This window comes from Bartonella sp. MU37NMGALS (assembly GCF_042194015.1).
GTDB lineage: Bacteria > Pseudomonadota > Alphaproteobacteria > Rhizobiales > Rhizobiaceae > Bartonella > Bartonella grahamii.
The window spans coordinates 317,672-335,006 of sequence record NZ_JBHIML010000001.1; the positions used below are offsets into that span (position 1 = coordinate 317,672).

The window sequence follows — 17,335 nt, forward strand, 5'->3', positions numbered from 1 at the left end:
AATAAGTTATATGTATAATACATATAACTTATTAAAAAAGGAGGATTCATTATGTTCCGTGAAAATCTTTGGTAATACACTCGGGTGATTGGGTCACCAGTCGCCCGTCAATAGTACAGTGCAAGTTAAGAAATTGGGGGAGGTAATCTGTGCAACTCGTGGATCATCCTTTTGTAAAATTCGATCAACTCAAGCCGATTTACAACTTCACATATCCGTTATTTCGCACTATTTCAAATGAATTTTACGATTACCTAGACTTTAATAAACTAGCGCAAAGTAAGCAGATTCCACAAGCGCGTACCATTTCTCTTTATTTGCATATTCCCTTTTGCGAAACCATCTGTTCCTTCTGTCCCTTTCAGAAAGGGGCCTACAAGCACGTTAAGCAAATCGAATCTTATATGTCAGCGCTTACCACAGAGAACAGAACCAAAGGAAATTTCATTCGCTCGCTTAGAGGGACCATCCGCAGCATCTATATAGGGGGCGGCACACCGTCGCTTTTGTCCACAGATAATATCCGACACATCGGAAAAGTATTGCATGCCGAATTTGAGCTCTCTTCCTTAACCGAGTTTACACTGGAAAGCGAACCGAAGAGCGTCACACGTGATAAACTTTATGCTGCCCGTGAGATCGGCGTTAACCGGATCAGCTTCGGTATACAGAGTTTCATTGAGCGTTTCCGATCATTGTTTAACCTCACCTCAACACGTGAACAAATCAACAATACCGTGGCTTGGTCACAAGAGATCATTGGACATGTCGGTTTCGACCTACTATATGGCATGCACAGCCAGCAAACTGAAGAACTATTATACGATTTGAAGCAAGCCAGCGAGCTTCATCCTGAAACCATCAACCTCTATGCAATCAACAATCTGGCTATCACGTCGCAACTGCATAAGTCTTACGCACAAAAAGGGCTAAAGCCATCCAGCCTACAGCATCGACAGATGCTTCGCTTATTTAGCGACATCGTTATGCGCAGCTGCGGCTATGCGCCGTGTAATGGGCATTCCTATATCAAAATTGCCAATAACACTCCTCTAACGCTCGCTAAAACGAGTTCAGCTAATTATTTCCGCTATCACAAATATTTGCATGGTTATCATGACGATTATGTGGTTGGCTTCGGGGCGTCAGCAATGTCGATTCTCGGCTCACTCGTCACACGAGCCAATCCCAGTCGAAGCGGATACATTACCGACATACAACTTAAAGGCAAATCCAAAGTATACTACAATTGGGTATCAGCGGAGCAACAAGCCTCCAAGGCTTTGTGTATGCGGCTACCTTATAACGGCTATGCCAAAAAAGAAAGAATTGACTGGACCGCACTTCCCTCTTTTGTATACAATAACCTACAACAGCTTATAGGCGCAGGTCTCGTCGCAGAAAGTGATAACGATCTCCAGCTGACTCAGCGTGGTTGGCAATGGTATTCCAACCTTATATATTTTCTTCTACCTCAGGAAAATAGGAATATCTTGGACGGCTATGTCGCAAACATGCTTAATACAACCGCCGTACTTGATGGACCAGCGGAAACCTGTGTGGCATCTTAAGGAGAAAAGAATGTTCACGCTTTTTGCCAATAAGAACATACGCTATTTTTGCCTAACCGTTAGTCTGCTCGCCTTACTCAGCGGTGCTTTGCGCACTGCCATCCCGCTATTAGCAAGACAATCTGGATATGGCGTAGTCGGAGTAAGTTGGGCGCAAGGTCTCTTCTCATTAGCGTGGCCAATTTTCGGCATCCTTGCAGGCGCTTTACTTGATCGCTGCGACAAAATAAAACTTGCCACCTCGGCTCTCCTCATCTTCATGCTACTGCATATTGTACTGTTCGTACTGCTCATGATACAGATTGCTCCAGCCGAACAAATTTTCTTCTATGCAACCATTGCTGGATTCATCGTCGTTTCTGCCGAAGCTTATATAATGACGATTCCACCACTTATCATGGAGGGAGAGCGATTGATGACCTTCTACTCAATTGTCTTGTTTTTAGATTTCGGGGTCTCCTATTTTCTTGCCCCTGTCATAACAAGCAGCATTTTAGCGCATAGCACACTGCTATTTCTTGGCCTGTTAATCGTGCTTTTTATCACATTGATTTTTACCGCTCGCCGTGCTGTTCCGACATCGCCAACACCTGATAAAGAAAACATCACTTTTCGTTATATCATTGCCGGCTTTCGTTTCATTTTTTCAAATCGGCATCTTACCTCCCTTACATTACTCACATTCTTTCTATCGGTGGTATTTGGAGCATTCCTAACCTCGTTCATCTTCTTCGTTACCGACGGTCGGTATCTGGGTCTACATAGCAGCCAATATGGCGTGATGTTTGCAGCCTACGCGCTTGGTACAATGGCAGGTGCCCTATTTGCACCACATATACGCTATGCACCGGTGCGCCTAGCTGTTCTCACTGACGGGTTAGGAACGGTTATCTTGCTGCTGGTTCCAGCCTTTTCAAAAAGTGCTGTCGTCGTATGGGGCGTCACCTTTATCGCTGGCGTTGGAGCAAGCTTATGGTTTATTGGTGTTACCGCCTTCAGGCAGCGCCTCACACCAAAGCAACTTCTCGGGCGAGCTAATTCTGCTTTTCGGGTGATCGGCTATGCTGGAATGCCGGTCGGAAGCTTTTTGGTCGGCGTCCTTGGTTCTTTTATATCATTGCAGTTTGCTGCCGCCTTTATCGCTGGACTACTATTGGTGGCTATCGCGATAACGCTTCCATTTCTTTGGCAGGCTGATCATATAGACACACCCAACCCTGCCACGAGGTAACAGCTGCCTTTTAAAAAAGACACGGTCAAAAAAGGCACACATACCCTATTACGCAATCGATTGACCTGTTCTTTGGACGAGGAAATTATAACCGTAATGGCTGATAGAGCCAGCGACACTAATGGAAGCAGCCAAACAAGCGTTAAAGGCAAAATAGCCCCTTTACGTTGCATTGGGCGATGATCTCAACGCCTATATGAAGGATGTAGAGAGCTTATAGCGTACGGAGCGCAATTCTTAACTAAAAACTCCGCCCTAGCAATGCCCACTTATACTCCAGTTAATCCGTCACCCGCTGAATATCAAATGCCTCACCCCTTTACTGCTCCTCAAAATACATTTTGCTGCACTTACGCGCCGTATTCTTCCTTTGGAATTAAAAGAGCAGCCCTCTTTTCCTAATTTAGAATCTCTGCCTACACAACGCAGCAACAGATGCGACCATATATGCAATCACGCCTTAGGATCTGCATAGTAGAAAGCTTAGTTCGAGAGATTCATAAAGCCTATATCCCAATAAATTTTCCACCCAATCCACCTTTTAAAAGGGCGACTTTATATAAACCGTTAGAGCAAGCTATGAAATCCTTAGGTGTATTAGAAATAATTGGCGGTTTTTCCCTCAGACCAATGTTGATTGACTTTTACTCGTGCATATACGCAAGCGGTGCTACTCTTTTCTCAAATAGAAAGGACATAACCGTTACCATCTGGCCTATTATTGTTTGAAAATAAAGAAAAAGTATCAGTGCGACTGATGATATTGAAGAGCTATCTCATTATGTGGCTGTACTTAATTACGGCATTGGGAAGCTAGACACGCAATCACCCATTTCTGCGTGCCTTCTGCATGATATTCATAAGATTTTATTACGCGGTAAACGCGGTACGTCCAAAAGCCTTGGTGAATTTCGCAAAGCACAAAATTAGCTTGGCGGTACGCAACTAAAGACAGCGTCATTCGTGCCGCCCATTCCTACCACAGCCCCCCCACTCTCTCTACCACCATCCCCCGCTTAGAATCGCGCCAACTCATCACCGGTGCCTCGTTAAACACCACACCAGTCTCAAGGGCGGTAAAATGCGCCTTGCCGCATTTAATCTTCAGCATTTCTTTAAGGCGCAAATCAAACTCGCTATTCGTTCCTTTTGATTCCAGTACAAAATAAAGCTTTTGCACGCCATCTCACTCTAAAACACCCAAAAATCCGGCGTGTAAGAGCCTATGAGCACCACGATTTTAAAGCTCCTTGGCAATTTAAAAAATAATTTTATTTCGGAGGCATTATCATTAATTTTGCGCAAATTCTTTCTCAATATTACTCTTATAAACCACATGATCATATACACTCTTCTCACTCACCAGAACTGTACGCTCTAAATTCGCCGAAATTTAGCTACTTGCAAAACATTCTTGCACACTATAGTCTTGGCCAGCTAGTTTTAAATATTTAATACCAGCAATAGTAAGATTGACATACGCTTTATCGAGGATTTCCTCCGCGCACTCTAAAAAAGCTTGCGTTTTTTTTGCAAAATCTAATACGCGCCTACTATTTAGCAAAACATCAATATCATAAGCATCTCTACTAAAAACGATGGACAGCTATTAATTTCAACTCAATCCATATAAGATGACCCACACACTATTTTTTCTTGTGTCTTTATGTAAGTCATAGGCAAGTCCCTATTCAACTGTATTTTCACTTTCAAACCTCCTCGTCTTTTATTAACTTTTTATCAGTATAAAGCCAGGCCAAATTAAGCGGAATAATTAAACATATACAAAGCAAGGTGAAACAAAAAGCTGCTTCTATACAAACATTGTTTGCCAACCAACCAATCAGCACAAGCGCTAAAATACCAAAAATACGTGCAAGAAAACTAACAATGGATAAAACCGTATTTGCATTCTTTTGTTGAATATGTTTAAAAAATTCTGCTTCAAACTGCGTTACGGGGACAGAAAAAAAACTGTGAAATATGGTGAATAAAATAATGGGGGCCCAGCTGTTTGCAATGAGAAGCAGAGCAAGCATCACAACAGCACTCAGGGCGAGTGAGCACAAAGTTATCGCCATAGGAGCATATTTTTGCATAAGATATTTAATTACAAAGCGATTAAATAAGTATTTTACGAGAGTATAAGACACAAAGCACAGGCCAAGAATAAGAATTTTAGTCTTTCCTGTTGCATTGTCTAATACTCCTGTTTGTCCCAAAATAAAAGGTTGCCAAAAATGAAATATTGGCTGCAATGCAGCAACAATAAAACCACATATCAATATATAATATAACCCGATTTTTGAGGTAACTAAATAAGCAAAAGCTTCTGTTGCATGCAACAAAGAACCTGAGTCTATTGACTGACTACTCGAAACGGATGCAATAGCTATCCCCGTCACCCGACTAAACAAGAATACAAGTACGAGAAACCCGAAAGAACAAAAATAATATGCTGACTGATAATTATCCATACACAAAACAATAAGAACACCTAGCGCACCAGCAACCGTATTCATGAATGCCGTTAGTTCCCGCTTATAGGCGTTTACTTGGTGGTAGACCAAACTACCTTTGTAACCACCGCTATCGATTAAGCCTTTAATCCATGTGCTATCAGCGCCAGAACATAAAGCAAAGCCTAAAGCATAAATAATTTCTGCCGGAATTAAGACAGAAAGATTAGGTGCGTAGATACATAAAAAGAAAAAGAGCGAAAAAAAGAAACATGATAGGATAACATTTTGTTTAACGCCGATTTTATCTCCTAAAATCCCACAAGGCACTTCAAAAATACAAATAGCGACGCTAAATACAATTTGCAATAAAGCTAACTGTGTTATACTAACGCCCATAGACAAGAAAAAAAAAGCATGGAACGAACCTGTAATCAGCCGAACCCCACTCATTGCCGCACAGCCATAGAGCAACTTTTTAACTTCATAATCTATCGTCATTAATATATCCAAAAGCTATAAAGCTGGCAGCTTTTTTTGCTGCCAGCTTTATATATTTTAAACCTCAATTCAGAAGGGAGCGTCGAGCAGTCATTTTCTGCTCACTTGTTTGTGCTTTAAGCGAAGTAACATCAACCCGCTTAATTTGAATTTTTTTCAGTGGTTTATACATATTTTTAGTTTTCATAACTTTACCTCCTGTATTAAATGAAAACAATTAAATTTCACATGAAGTACACATTATAGCTACTTTTTAGCTAGCTTTTGTCAATTTATTATTTTGATATAAAAAGTTTGGCTGTCCTCCCCGCGCTCACGTTAAGTGTTTCATGCACCAATCATTCTGCAACAACCATCGCAGCACTTGGAAACTCATGCGCCGCTTCGGGCAAAGTACGCTTATATTCACGCCAATTTGTCACCGGCTGGTCGTTAAATGCAACGCTCGTTTGCAGTGCAGCAAAATGCGCTTTGCCGCATTTAATTTTCAGCATTTCTTTAAGACGCAAATCAAACTCGCTGTTTGCCCCTTTTGTTTCCAGCACAAAGTAAAGCTTTTGTTCGCCATCCCGCTCTAAAAAGACCGCCCAATCAGGCGTATAAGAACCAATGGGAGTGGCTATTTTAAAACTTCTTGGCAGTTTAAAAAACAATCTGACTTCAGGATCATTTTCAAGACTTTGTGCAAACTCTTTCTCCACACTGCTTTCATAAACCACATGATCATACACACTCTTCTCACTCACAACAGCTGTACGCTCTAAATTCGCCACAAGCTCTTCGCTGGTAAAAAGCTCTTGCACACTATATTCTTGCCCGACCAGCTTTAAATATTTAATGCCATCAATTGTAAGATTAACGTGGGTTTTATTGAGTATCTCTTCTATGCGCTCTAAAAAAGCTTGTGGATTTTTCACAAACTCATGCTCACGCCCACTCTTTGTCAAAATACCAATAATTGTCTTTGCGGTTAATTTCAGCTTTAAGGTCAAATAATGTACAATATCCGGCAGTGCACACGAGATATAATTAAGCGCACTCTGCTTTAATAACTTCTCTTCATAGGTCACACCAGCACTATCCAGTTCTATTTCTGCTGTCTGATAAACCAAATGCGCGGGCGCAACTGGCGCCATTTTTTCCACTGCATCCACTGCTTTGGCAATAAACTCTGTGCGATCAAGCTTTGCACGATAAGTGGTCTTTTTATTGATCTTCTCCCACAAGGACAAAAACTCGGGCGAAGCCACTGTTTGCTTTTTAAGCTTAACCCGCACCTCGCGCGTAGCATTACGAATAATCGGCATGGCTTGGATCGCCTCTAGCGCCTGCATCACAGCCCGCTTTTGCCCTTTACTAAAACGTTCACTTAAATCCAATGTCCCCGCTGCCCATTGCGCTTTTAATGTATCTGTAATTTTTCCTTCTGATGTAAGCAAGGCTTTTTCACGCAACTCAGCCAATACATCAGCAGCCTCTTGCGAAGACATAAACTTTGTTTCCGTCACAGCTGTCACATACGTCAGATCTTGCAGCGTCTCAACATTAATAAGTGCGCCCGCATCAATTTTTTTCACAATTTCTTGACGCAATTCGCGTGGCATTTCCTCCGCCCCTATAACTTCAAATTCATTCGCTACCAAATCTTGATTTGCTTTAACCATACCCGCCTCGTCAATCAAATCTTTTGCAACAAGCGTTTTAATAATTTTTTGTGCTTGTGACACTTCCACTTTAGCGGCTATATATTTTACATCTTCATAAACACAGCCAACCAACTCCTCCATCTGCAATGTACCAAATTTATAACCAATATCCGCCTCTAATTCTTTTTGCAATGTACTCACAAACTCAGCAAAGCTTTCATTCACCATGACATGCAGCACATTTATATCTTTATCTTCCACCCGCTCACCTTGTTGGTTTACACACAAACGCAAACCGCGACCAATCTTTTGCCGCGCGGTAAAATTCGATTTTTGCTCAATCAACATACACACTTGAAACACATTCGGATTATCCCAGCCTTCTCTTAATGCCGAATGCGAAAAGATAAAACGCAAGGGGCATGCAAAAGATAATAACCACTCCTTATCGCGCATAATCGTGTTATAAGTGTCATCATCAGCTTGGCTGTCGCCCTTTGTATCCTTATACACGCCTTTCTTGTCTTGCGAGAAATAACCGCCGTGTACGTTTCGAACATTTTGCGCAAACTTAGTTCGCAAGGAGGCATATTTCTTTTTCGCCCACAGCTCTTCATAACATTCTTCAAACATACGCTCATAAAGTGCTGGCTCTTCATCATTGCTACGATATTTAGCCACCTCATCAATAAAAAAAAGTGATAAAACTTTAATACCTAAAGGCGCAAGCCGCAATTCTTTATCTAAATGTGTTTCTATAGTGCGATAAATTTGCGCGCGTTTAAGCTCTACTATATTCACATCACCAAGCGCGTGGCCAAACTTGACAATTTCAGTATCAGAAAACTCAACGGCTTCATCCCCCGCCATGCAATTGATACCCGAAACAATATACCCCCTATAAAGCTCACGCCCGCCCGTAACGCGATACAGATCATCGCCTTGTCTCACTGTAACTGTTTTGCGGCTCACAGTGCCATTCTTTCCCGCAATATCCAACTCTAAGCGCGCCTTAAAGCCATGTTTGTGTGATACGGATTTCAAGGCAATATAGGGACGGTTAAAATCTTGCTCTATCTGATTAGAAGAAACACAAATTTGCTTTACCAGTCCTTTTTGATAAGCATCAACAGGTGTTAAACGATATAAAAGATTAATCTCATCTTTATGCGTGGCACTATAGCGGAAAACACAAAGCGGGTTAAGGCTCGCAATAGCCTCCTTCGCTTTTGCTGTATTATCCACCGATTGCGGTTCATCTATGATCACAATCGGTTTTGTATCTTGGATATAACGCATAGCACTTTCGCCATTCAGTCTATCTTGCGGAAGGTTGATAATATTTTCTGCTTTTTTAAATGCATCAATATTGATAATCATAATTTCAATATTGGTAGAGCTTGCAAATTGACGAATTTGCGAAAGATCTTTTGAATTATAAATAAAATAACGATAGGGCAGATTATCAAACTCTGCTTGAAAATGCTCTCTTGTTACCTGAAGTGATTTATATACCCCTTCGCGAATAGCAACACTTGGTACGACAATAATAAATTTGGTAAAGCCATAGCGTTGATTTAACTCAAAAATCGTCTTGCTATAAACATAAGTTTTGCCTGTTCCCGTTTCCATCTCAATAGAAAACTGCTTTTGCTCTAGCGTCTCACTCGCCAAGAGTTTATTGTTCTGTTGCACCTCTTGTAGATTTGCTAATATGCTTTCATCACTAATTAATAATTGATTACCACAACCAAATTCATTTAACGCTAATTGTCCTTGTTCTAAATGCAAGAAAATAGAAGAATTCCGTCGTGGTTGGCCTTTAAATAAATCAATGACGCTTTTAACCGCATCATTTTGAAATTCTTGTTGTTTAAATTTAAGTTTCATATCGCCGCCCCAATCGTCTCTCTATAGTTTAAATTTTATCAAAACTTACTTCATTGTCTTTAAAGATAAAATCGCAATTAATAAGCGCCTCATCACTTTTAAAGGCCGCATCAAGCGCTACGATTTTTACGGGCAAATACTTTATCATCTCTTCCGCATCTTCGGGTTCAAAGGGCGGGTCTATAGCTATAATTACCAAGACATCGCCTTCGCTCTCGCCTATATAATAGAATTTTTTGCCATTGATTGGTAAAGGATAAATTTTTAAATCCAGTGGCCAACCATATTTAAGTATGATTTCGAAGATAATATCTTGATGAGAGCGCTCGGGATTCACCCCCTGCAAAATATGATCCAAGCGCATTTGCAATTGTTCTTTAACATCAAGTGCATTCGGATCAATCGGGCTATCGTCCCATATGGAAAAGTTGGAACTATCGAGCTCTAGAACGCGAAATCCGGTGTCTAGAGGCTGCTCGCTTGTGAGTTCTGCTTCATGCTTTTGCTTGATTTGTGTACCAGCGCGGCGAATACGTTCGCTACCTATATCGCAGATAGTTTTATAACCAGCTTTATAGGCTTCGCTCTTTTCATCACATAATTCAGGCAATTGCACCATGATGAATTTGCGATTACCACCATCTTCGGCATTCAAAGCCATCACTGCATGCGCTGTTGTACTAGAGCCAGCGAAAAAATCGAGAATGATGTCGTTGTCACTGGTCGTCTGTTCAATCAATTGCTTTATAAGACTCACACCCTTGGGATGATCAAAAAATTGGCCGCCTAAAAGTTCTCGTAATTGTTTGGTCGCTATAAAATTCATATCTGTTTCAAGCATTGTACTAAATGGTTTAGTTTGAGATTTAACTTCTGTTTGATGACGTTTATAAGTAGGCGTACCTTGTCCGTTTTTTGGGAAGATCACCTTGCCTTCTTTGATGATGTTTGCCATTCGTCCTTTTTCATAAGCCCATACACGATTGGGATTACACTGGTAAACTACACCCGTTTGTGGATCAGTAATCGGGTAATTAAGATTTGGCCGCTCTGATGCTGTTTTATTGCATGTCAGATCACCTTGCGTCCAAGGCCCGCGCGGGTCATTATCGGGGTTGGTATAATTTGCAAAACTCTTTTGTACTCCACTAAAAACAGTGTGCCTGCGACTATAACACAAAATGTAATCATGGTCTGTACTTACATTGTTTTGCGCATCATTAGCACCAGTGCGTTTCCTCCACACCAGCTGCGCAACAAAATTCTCTTCGCCAAACACTTCATCACATACTTTGCGCAAATTATGAACTTCATGATCATCTATTGAGATAAAAATCACCCCATCGTCACGCAATAAAGTCTGTGCCAAACGCAAGCGCGGATAGATCATATTGAGCCACGCAGTGTGAAACCGCCCCATTGTCTCAGGATTCGATTTTGTCGTTTGGCTCGTCACTTCCTTATATCGCGCCAATGGGTCTTTAAAATCATCACCATAGATAAAATCATTACCCGTATTATAGGGCGGGTCTATATAGATCATCTTCACTTGGCCAAAATAAGCCCGCTGGATAAGTTTTAACACTTCAAGATTATCGCCCTTAATATAAAGATTATGTGTATTATCAAAGTTTACGCTCTCCTCGCGCTTCGGGCGCAATGTCGCAAATGAAGGCTTTTGAGCAAGCTTTAAACTTGCTCCTTTGCCCTTCCATTCAAATTTGAACTTCTCAAAATCATTATCAATATATTCGCCGCATAGATTAAGAAGCTGATCTATATTGAGCTTTCCCTCAGCAAAACATTGCGGAAAGGCTTCTTTTAACTTTTCTATGTCTGGATTAACTGGACTTTGACTCATGCCCTCTATTTTATCTTCACCTGCTATTATACTCATCTTTGCGCTTCTCCGTTACGCTTAGTATAAAATATGTCTATGAATATTTCTTTTGTACGTCGCAATTCCTTTTATCCTATTTATTTCTGTATCCTCTGCAAATTTACTTCCATGCAAAGTGTCGTATAAGCAGTTCTCTTTATTTTTTAAAGTTTCTTGTGCTTGTTTTATTTCTTTTTGCTTACGCAAGTCAGCTAGATCAATTCGCATTACCACATGCGGCGATTTTATATTTTTTCTTGTGTGCTATTATGGCACTTACAAACATTATCAGTAAGCTTATCAATTGGCACAAACACATCCAAAATATGTCTATATTTTAGCATTGTCCTATTTCTGACAAATCGAAGAGCTGTATCGTCAATTTGACGACATGCCACCATAGGTAATTTTAAAATTGCGTCACATGTGGCTTAGTCAAGCACATACAAGTACTATCACTGTCAACTAAAACATAAATTTCTTCATCATTTATTTCGACGCAATAAAAACCAATTTCTCAAGGGATTATGTCGGCATCCACTTCTAGTTCTCCCTTGTCCGTGCAAGCAAGATTTGCTAAAATACCTTTTACGGAGGGTAAAAACACCCTCAAACGTCCGACAACATGTTGAAAATCTTCCCCATGCTATAAAACGCTTTGCCTTTATAGGTTTTATACTGTGCGTCAGATTCATAATAAAATACAGCTCTTATCATTTTGTCCCTGAATGATTTGGCCTTACCAATCATATAATTAGGATCGCAAACCATGCTTCTACAATCTGCCATAGGAATGTATTAATCTCTTGCACTCACTCCTTAAATATATTACGGCATGATTTTTACATTATCAACAACGTTGGTATTCATTGCCAACCTTCATGACAATAAGCTTTAACAAAGCTTTCGCCTGCTTCTTTTTGTCATCCAGTGAGTTAAACTCCTAAGCCTTCTTCGGTGAATTTACGTCTATATATAGTGCCGCGTATTGGTTTTATCGCTTGTTTAAGCACCTTTCTTGTCCCCTGTCATCCTCTCATCCACGCCTTAAAAGGACAAAAAATAAATGGCCATTCCAATTGATGTCGGTAATATGCTTGGCAATAGCTTTCAAGCTTTTGTAAATCTTTCCCTCATATTGATAGCCTTTTGGCACCACAAGCACATGATGCGTTTGTCCTAAATAATCGTCACTGAAATAAGTGTGTCATAAGGCTTTGGACTCCTACATTGACGTATACTTTACAGTGGCTATTTCTTGCTCTAATTGTTTACAACTCATTGTCTAATCCTCTCAACACATGAATGTTCTATTTCCTCGATTAGTCAGAAATAGTGTGTGTTCACAAAGTTAGACCAAAATGCAATTATGTCGAAAAATAACCAACGCTCAGCGCAAAAAAACAATTTATTCTTTTGCATTGGATAGCTCACCCCCCTCCACGCTTAGAACCAATAAACCTAAGCTTATTGATCACGTTTTTCTGTATACCTCAATCGATCAAACACAATTTAAATAAACTCCTCAATAATGATGGTATCTGCTAACTATACGCCTAAGCTTGTTACTGCTATAAGTCTACCGCGCACCCAAAACGAGAAATTTATATCCTATTGAAAAAAATAATAAATTTAGAAGATCCCTTCTTAAACTAAGTCTCGAATAAATAAGATGGTTTGGGCATTTTTAGCAAAAAGAGAGAAAAATTCACTGTCTCAAGGAACTTGAGCTACGTTATCGATCATATGCAAAAAAGGCTGAGAAGTGCAGATTTCTTAAAGAAACAAAAGAAATGAGAATAGTTTTATAAAGGAAAATGGTACTGCACGCGATACATCGGTGCTAACGTTCTCTTTAAAAACACACAGATAATTACAACTAGCTTCAAAAAACAGCCTTACCAATGAAGTACTCGCTAGAGGGTTGCGTGCACAACACAATAATGACACACTGATTCCCGCAAGCGTGCTTCACATATTGTACGCATAGCCTGTACAGAGTCTACCGCTCCTAAATACTCAAACGTAAAAACGTAATGCTACTGGATCGTATAGTGACCGCAGTTGCACCCTTAAACACTGGTTCCTCCCCATATCATAATGCTTGACAAAAGCATCATGCCATCATAGCAACGGCTTTGCATATGGGTTCCACAACATAGTTCTACAAATTGTTGACGCATTGCCAAGCTAACAGTTTTCTTGCCCACCTACGCCAATGAGACCATCACTATCCTCTTTTTGAATCGTAAAACAAAATGATTTCCCATGAGCGATAAACCATCTGCTCAAAGTCCAGCTAGCTCAAACTCATAGCATTCTAAACCTTTAGGCTCGCTCTTCCCCCAAGGGGGCATAGTCAGATATATCACTTCCCTCACCTCTTCACGCGCTGGGATAAAAAAATCTGAAACTACGAGGCAACGCTGCATTTGTATGCAGCGTTGTTGTTAGGAATAAGCTTCTATTGAGATAGTTCTAATGGGAAGCACCCACAGCTAATGGTATAGGGATTAATTTGGATTCTTTCGAAATGCTATATATAAATTTAATGTGCCGCCCCACAACACACCACCAGTAAACCCACTTAAAAGACCAAAAAGAAGGTTAAAATCAAATGCATATTTCAAATCAGGTACAACCTTGAGAAAAACAATCAATGTGAATTTGATGACAAAAGCGATAAGAATAAATGTCAGCGTCAACGGCGTACCAGGCAGAATAATGAAATCCGTTCCCTCTTTGATTTTTAAACGCGGAGTGGCACGCCAGAGCAACCAGCCAACGCCAAAGCCGATCATCAGCCCTGCCAACATTGAGATTGCTCCCCAGCGCGGGAACGCCAGCTGGTTAATCACATCGCTTGCGCCCAAAAAAAGAAAGACTAACGGCAAGAGAAAAAGGCGGTAAACCTTCATTTCCCTATCTTTCAATGCGATTATTCCCCTCGCGATGAGAAAAATAAGCAAAATCCAGGCCCATAAAGGGGTTCCGGTCAGAATGTTAAACAATGACATATTATGCTCCATGATGTTTGACGCGATAAAAATATTGTATGATGTTAGGAAGATATTTAGAAAAAAGAATACCAACCCCAATTAAACCCATAGTGATCAACCAAAGCTGGGGGGAGCATGTAAAAAAAGCCCCTAGAAGACCATTGGCAAAAAAGATGATGACCCAAATCCATGTAATATATTTATTGATGAGATAAAAGAGGATATGTTTGCGTTTTTCTTCAGAAACACCAGCAGGAGCATAAAAAATGGTAAAGGGTTTCTTTACCAGCAAGCTCATCAATGAAACCAGAGCAAGTGACAGATAGCAAAAAACTGTGGGGTAGTTCAGTAAAAGTGTAGACCATCCAGCGAAATAATTAACAAACAGGACAATAAATGCCAGAATGTTCGTAATCATCACGGGGTCTCCCTGTCGGATAATTTTAATATTCACAGCAATAATATTCACAGCAATAATGAACAATAAAATCACAGTTAAGATGAGAGAGCGTTCGACCAGAGTTAAAACGTTTCCATTGATAACCCAGGAGTAAATACTCCACGAAATAAAAGAGATTATTATGTTAAACATGGCGCATCCCCCTTTTTATATTTGATAGAAAACTTACCGCAAGTGCTTCGTTTTTTAGTTTCCGTATGAATATAAAAAACGCCACCCGGTTCACACTCTGTATCCTGTTTAATGGTCAACTGATAGGTATCTCCCAGATAAACTGCTTCAATGAACTTTACTTTTTTCAGCGCAACAGATGCGATATTTTTCGTCCTACCCTGCGTGGCCAAAGCCAGAACCATCTCAATCAATAGTGAACCAGGACATACGGCGCGGGAGGGGAAATGTTCCTCAAAAAGCGGGTGATGCGCATTAAAGGAAAAAGTACAAGAATCTCCAGTTACGGAGGAAATCTTACATAAATCGCCTAGTAATGGAAGAGCGGCTTTCTCAGAACACGAGCCAAGGAAGCAGACCTTACTGACCATAAGGAAGTAGACCTTACTGACCATGATGATTGCCTGCGCAATAACGGCCCTGCCATTGCCGTATGGGCTGACCTTACAGTGAATACGGTAGGCCTCATTAATGCGTTCAATATGTCCTTCAACGCGTAACCGATCGTTATCAAAATGGGTGGTAGAGAAAAACTGTTCAACCATAACAGGGAGATAGCGATAAGTGAGATCCGAGTTTTTAGTCACCACGGTGGCGAATCGAACTGAAAACTGATGCAAGGCTTCGAGTAACAAGCCCTGTTTCAAATAGTTATGGGCTAAATTCCAATGAGAAATATCGATTTGCCCGCAAGCACGCATCGGTGTGGTTAAGGTGATACGCTGACATATACCCAAGAAATTTGGCTCTGTGCGATGCTTTATAGCCATAATTGGGGGACCTTTTTATATTTTTTCTTAAATCCTTTGATGATAAACCGAAGGAATGAGCACTAAACCGCGCTTGATAGTGCGCGAGAAGTATTGGCATACGACAAACGAAAAAAGCCAACAATCCCAGCTCAGAAGCAGCCCGATGTTTGCTCATGATGCTTTCAATTAGAAAATCGACATTGGGTTGCAGTCCTGTATTGCCCACCATTGCATTTTATATCAACAATAATTTATTGATTTTACATATGTTTTTTTAAGTGAGGGATACCTTAATAAAGTTAAGGGAATAGGATTTTTAACATTTCTCTATAAAGCACGCTTCGCACAATGTTTCTAATGTTTCTTTGAAGTCTGCTAACGCTTCTTGATGTAAGCCATCTAAAAGTCTCATAAACGCAACAACAGTTTCACGTTGCAACGGAGTAGAAGGCTTTATGATGATGCTTTTTCGACAAGAATAGGCTTCTTTTTTTAAGAGAGAAGCCTTCTCTTTATCTAAACCATAAAGCTCTATGATCTTTTCCTCCAGTCCTACAGGAACAGATTTTTTGCCAATCTCGACAGAAGATAAAAATGCTACAGATATGTCTAATTTCTTAGCCATATCTAAGAGGCGTTCTGAGTGATCAATGCGAAGTTTCCGTAAAATTTTACCAAAAGATGTAACCATATAAAAAGTCCTATTAGAGAAGAAATATTTTCTTCTGATTCTAACAAATCTTTTTATGATTTTCTTCAATTATTACGAATCAAGAGTTCTTTTCGGGGTGGTTTTTTAGCAAAACCAGAGGTCCAAAGGGTCTCTAATTCTAAAAAGTCAAAATCCTTAAAGATCTCTCGAACCGCATCACAATCATTGAGACTCAAGACAAATTTGCCTTGTATGCTTTTGAGAACTTTTGCCATACTCACAAAATCATCTTCAACAAAATTCCCAGAGCTGTAACACTTCTTCTTCACAAGATAAGGCGGGTCTAGGTAAAATAAACTGTCGGGTGCATCAAATAGCTCGATAACCCGTTCCCACGATAAATTTAAGATTGTCGTATCAAGAAGCTTCTGTCTAACACGTCGCATCCTTGATAGCAGCTTATCGGGATTAAATGCTATAGGCTTTTTCCTTCCAAAGCCAAAAGAGACATACTCTTTTTTCCCATACATCACACAACGTTGGAGAAACAAAAAACGTGCGGCTCTTTCAACTTTGGAAAGGCTTTCTGGTTCAATCGCCGCAAGTTCAAAAAACAACTGTCTTGAACAAACAAACCATTCTAGTCGTTTGGCTAAATCATCAAAGTCATTTTGAACACATTGAAACAGGTTCGTGATCTCTCCATTCAGATCATTAATCACGGAATATTTTGCTGGTCTTTTATTTAGGAAAATAACACCAGAGCCTAAAAACGGTTCAACATAGGTTTCATGGTCAATATTATTTAAAATCGGTATAATTTTCTTACGCAGATAGTGTTTACCACCCATCCACGCAAACAATGTTTGTGTAAATTCTTGTTTCATCATATTTTTAAAGGAGAAATTTGATATTTAACTTTTTGTTATCCACTTTTTGAGGTGTGAGAAGCTATTCTCTATGGCGTCCACAAAACGGGAAAAATCTATTACAAACATAAAGACAATGAAGGCTATCAATTTCATGATGCGTGACATCATCTTCAAGCCTTGATAGGTCTCTATCATCTCGTGAAGAAGCTGTTGTTCTTTTTCTGTAAGATCTTTATCTTTGCTGCTTCGTTT

General features: G+C 40.1%; 16 protein-coding genes and 1 pseudogene. 3 read left to right on the top strand and 14 right to left on the bottom strand.

The annotated features are described in order from the left end of the window. Window positions 1-149 precede the first annotated feature (149 nt). The 3 genes from ACFIJP_RS01285 (at window position 150) to ACFIJP_RS01295 (ending at window position 3,732) form a co-directional block, all read left to right on the top strand. Window positions 150-1,571, top strand: a complete 1,422-nt coding sequence (locus tag ACFIJP_RS01285; RefSeq protein ID WP_375625168.1) for a coproporphyrinogen-III oxidase family protein — start codon at window positions 150-152, stop codon at window positions 1,569-1,571. 10 nt (window positions 1,572-1,581) lie between these two features. After that, window positions 1,582-2,802, top strand: coding sequence for an MFS transporter (locus ACFIJP_RS01290; protein ID WP_273787871.1), 1,221 nt, complete (start codon window positions 1,582-1,584; stop codon window positions 2,800-2,802). A 783-nt stretch (window positions 2,803-3,585) separates the two neighbouring features. Further along, window positions 3,586-3,732, top strand: coding sequence for a hypothetical protein (locus tag ACFIJP_RS01295; RefSeq protein WP_375625169.1), 147 nt, complete (start codon window positions 3,586-3,588; stop codon window positions 3,730-3,732). A 46-nt stretch (window positions 3,733-3,778) separates the two neighbouring features. Here ACFIJP_RS01295 and ACFIJP_RS01300 read toward each other — a convergent pair whose 3' ends face one another. From ACFIJP_RS01300 to ACFIJP_RS01365, 14 genes and pseudogenes are all read right to left on the bottom strand, one after another. Continuing rightward, complete coding sequence (locus ACFIJP_RS01300) at window positions 3,779-3,982, bottom strand: hypothetical protein (protein ID WP_375625170.1); 204 nt, start codon at window positions 3,980-3,982, stop codon at window positions 3,779-3,781. An 11-nt stretch (window positions 3,983-3,993) separates the two neighbouring features. Further along, window positions 3,994-4,146 carry a hypothetical protein gene (locus tag ACFIJP_RS01305; protein WP_375625171.1) on the bottom strand — a complete coding sequence of 51 codons (153 nt, stop codon included), beginning with the start codon at window positions 4,144-4,146 and terminating at the stop codon, window positions 3,994-3,996. Window positions 4,147-4,511: 365 nt separating this feature from the next. Further along, window positions 4,512-5,762 (bottom strand): MFS transporter, encoded by a 1,251-nt coding sequence (locus ACFIJP_RS01310; protein ID WP_375625172.1) that lies wholly within the window; start codon window positions 5,760-5,762, stop codon window positions 4,512-4,514. 64 nt (window positions 5,763-5,826) lie between these two features. Then, window positions 5,827-5,949 carry a hypothetical protein gene (locus tag ACFIJP_RS01315; protein ID WP_375625173.1) on the bottom strand — a complete coding sequence of 41 codons (123 nt, stop codon included), beginning with the start codon at window positions 5,947-5,949 and terminating at the stop codon, window positions 5,827-5,829. Window positions 5,950-6,100: 151 nt separating this feature from the next. Continuing rightward, entirely contained in the window at window positions 6,101-9,298 is a 3,198-nt protein-coding gene (locus tag ACFIJP_RS01320) for a DEAD/DEAH box helicase family protein (RefSeq protein WP_375625174.1), read from the bottom strand. 28 nt (window positions 9,299-9,326) lie between these two features. Further along, window positions 9,327-11,195, bottom strand: coding sequence for a site-specific DNA-methyltransferase (locus tag ACFIJP_RS01325; RefSeq protein WP_375625175.1), 1,869 nt, complete (start codon window positions 11,193-11,195; stop codon window positions 9,327-9,329). 1,018 nt (window positions 11,196-12,213) lie between these two features. Beyond that, window positions 12,214-12,357: pseudogene (locus tag ACFIJP_RS01330) on the bottom strand (DUF2924 domain-containing protein); the annotation flags it as partial. An 892-nt stretch (window positions 12,358-13,249) separates the two neighbouring features. Further along, the gene (locus tag ACFIJP_RS01335) at window positions 13,250-13,387 is read right to left on the bottom strand and encodes a hypothetical protein (protein WP_375625176.1); all 138 of its coding nucleotides are present in this window, start codon (window positions 13,385-13,387) and stop codon (window positions 13,250-13,252) included. A 303-nt stretch (window positions 13,388-13,690) separates the two neighbouring features. Further along, a complete protein-coding gene (locus ACFIJP_RS01340) occupies window positions 13,691-14,194 on the bottom strand; it encodes a hypothetical protein (RefSeq protein ID WP_375625177.1) in 504 nt (167 codons plus the stop codon). A gap of 1 nt (window position 14,195) precedes the next feature. After that, window positions 14,196-14,768, bottom strand: a complete 573-nt coding sequence (locus ACFIJP_RS01345; protein WP_375625178.1) for a hypothetical protein — start codon at window positions 14,766-14,768, stop codon at window positions 14,196-14,198. Further along, window positions 14,756-15,577, bottom strand: a complete 822-nt coding sequence (locus ACFIJP_RS01350; RefSeq protein ID WP_375625179.1) for a beta-hydroxyacyl-ACP dehydratase — start codon at window positions 15,575-15,577, stop codon at window positions 14,756-14,758. The genes ACFIJP_RS01345 and ACFIJP_RS01350 overlap by 13 nt, the downstream gene beginning before the upstream one ends. Before the next feature lie 298 nt (window positions 15,578-15,875). After that, the gene (locus tag ACFIJP_RS01355) at window positions 15,876-16,250 is read right to left on the bottom strand and encodes a helix-turn-helix domain-containing protein (protein ID WP_375625180.1); all 375 of its coding nucleotides are present in this window, start codon (window positions 16,248-16,250) and stop codon (window positions 15,876-15,878) included. Between the two features lie 65 nt (window positions 16,251-16,315). Continuing rightward, entirely contained in the window at window positions 16,316-17,101 is a 786-nt protein-coding gene (locus tag ACFIJP_RS01360; protein WP_375625181.1) for a DNA adenine methylase, read from the bottom strand. 24 nt (window positions 17,102-17,125) lie between these two features. Then, on the bottom strand, window positions 17,126-17,335 hold a 210-nt coding region (locus tag ACFIJP_RS01365), incomplete at its 5' end, for a hypothetical protein (RefSeq protein ID WP_375625182.1).

What these genes read in the sequence shown, in the direction of transcription:
- ACFIJP_RS01290 (WP_273787871.1), top strand. Translation starts at nt 1,582, where the DNA reads ATGTTCACGCTTTTTGCCAATAAGAACATACGCTATTTTTGCCTAACC.
- ACFIJP_RS01305 (WP_375625171.1), bottom strand. Translation starts at nt 4,146, where the DNA reads ATGATCATGTGGTTTATAAGAGTAATATTGAGAAAGAATTTGCGCAAA.
- ACFIJP_RS01310 (WP_375625172.1), bottom strand. Translation starts at nt 5,762, where the DNA reads ATGACGATAGATTATGAAGTTAAAAAGTTGCTCTATGGCTGTGCGGCA.
- ACFIJP_RS01315 (WP_375625173.1), bottom strand. Translation starts at nt 5,949, where the DNA reads ATGAAAACTAAAAATATGTATAAACCACTGAAAAAAATTCAAATTAAG.
- ACFIJP_RS01320 (WP_375625174.1), bottom strand. Translation starts at nt 9,298, where the DNA reads ATGAAACTTAAATTTAAACAACAAGAATTTCAAAATGATGCGGTTAAA.
- ACFIJP_RS01325 (WP_375625175.1), bottom strand. Translation starts at nt 11,195, where the DNA reads ATGAGTATAATAGCAGGTGAAGATAAAATAGAGGGCATGAGTCAAAGT.
- ACFIJP_RS01340 (WP_375625177.1), bottom strand. Translation starts at nt 14,194, where the DNA reads ATGTCATTGTTTAACATTCTGACCGGAACCCCTTTATGGGCCTGGATT.
- ACFIJP_RS01345 (WP_375625178.1), bottom strand. Translation starts at nt 14,768, where the DNA reads ATGTTTAACATAATAATCTCTTTTATTTCGTGGAGTATTTACTCCTGG.
- ACFIJP_RS01350 (WP_375625179.1), bottom strand. Translation starts at nt 15,577, where the DNA reads ATGGCTATAAAGCATCGCACAGAGCCAAATTTCTTGGGTATATGTCAG.
- ACFIJP_RS01355 (WP_375625180.1), bottom strand. Translation starts at nt 16,250, where the DNA reads ATGGTTACATCTTTTGGTAAAATTTTACGGAAACTTCGCATTGATCAC.
- ACFIJP_RS01360 (WP_375625181.1), bottom strand. Translation starts at nt 17,101, where the DNA reads ATGATGAAACAAGAATTTACACAAACATTGTTTGCGTGGATGGGTGGT.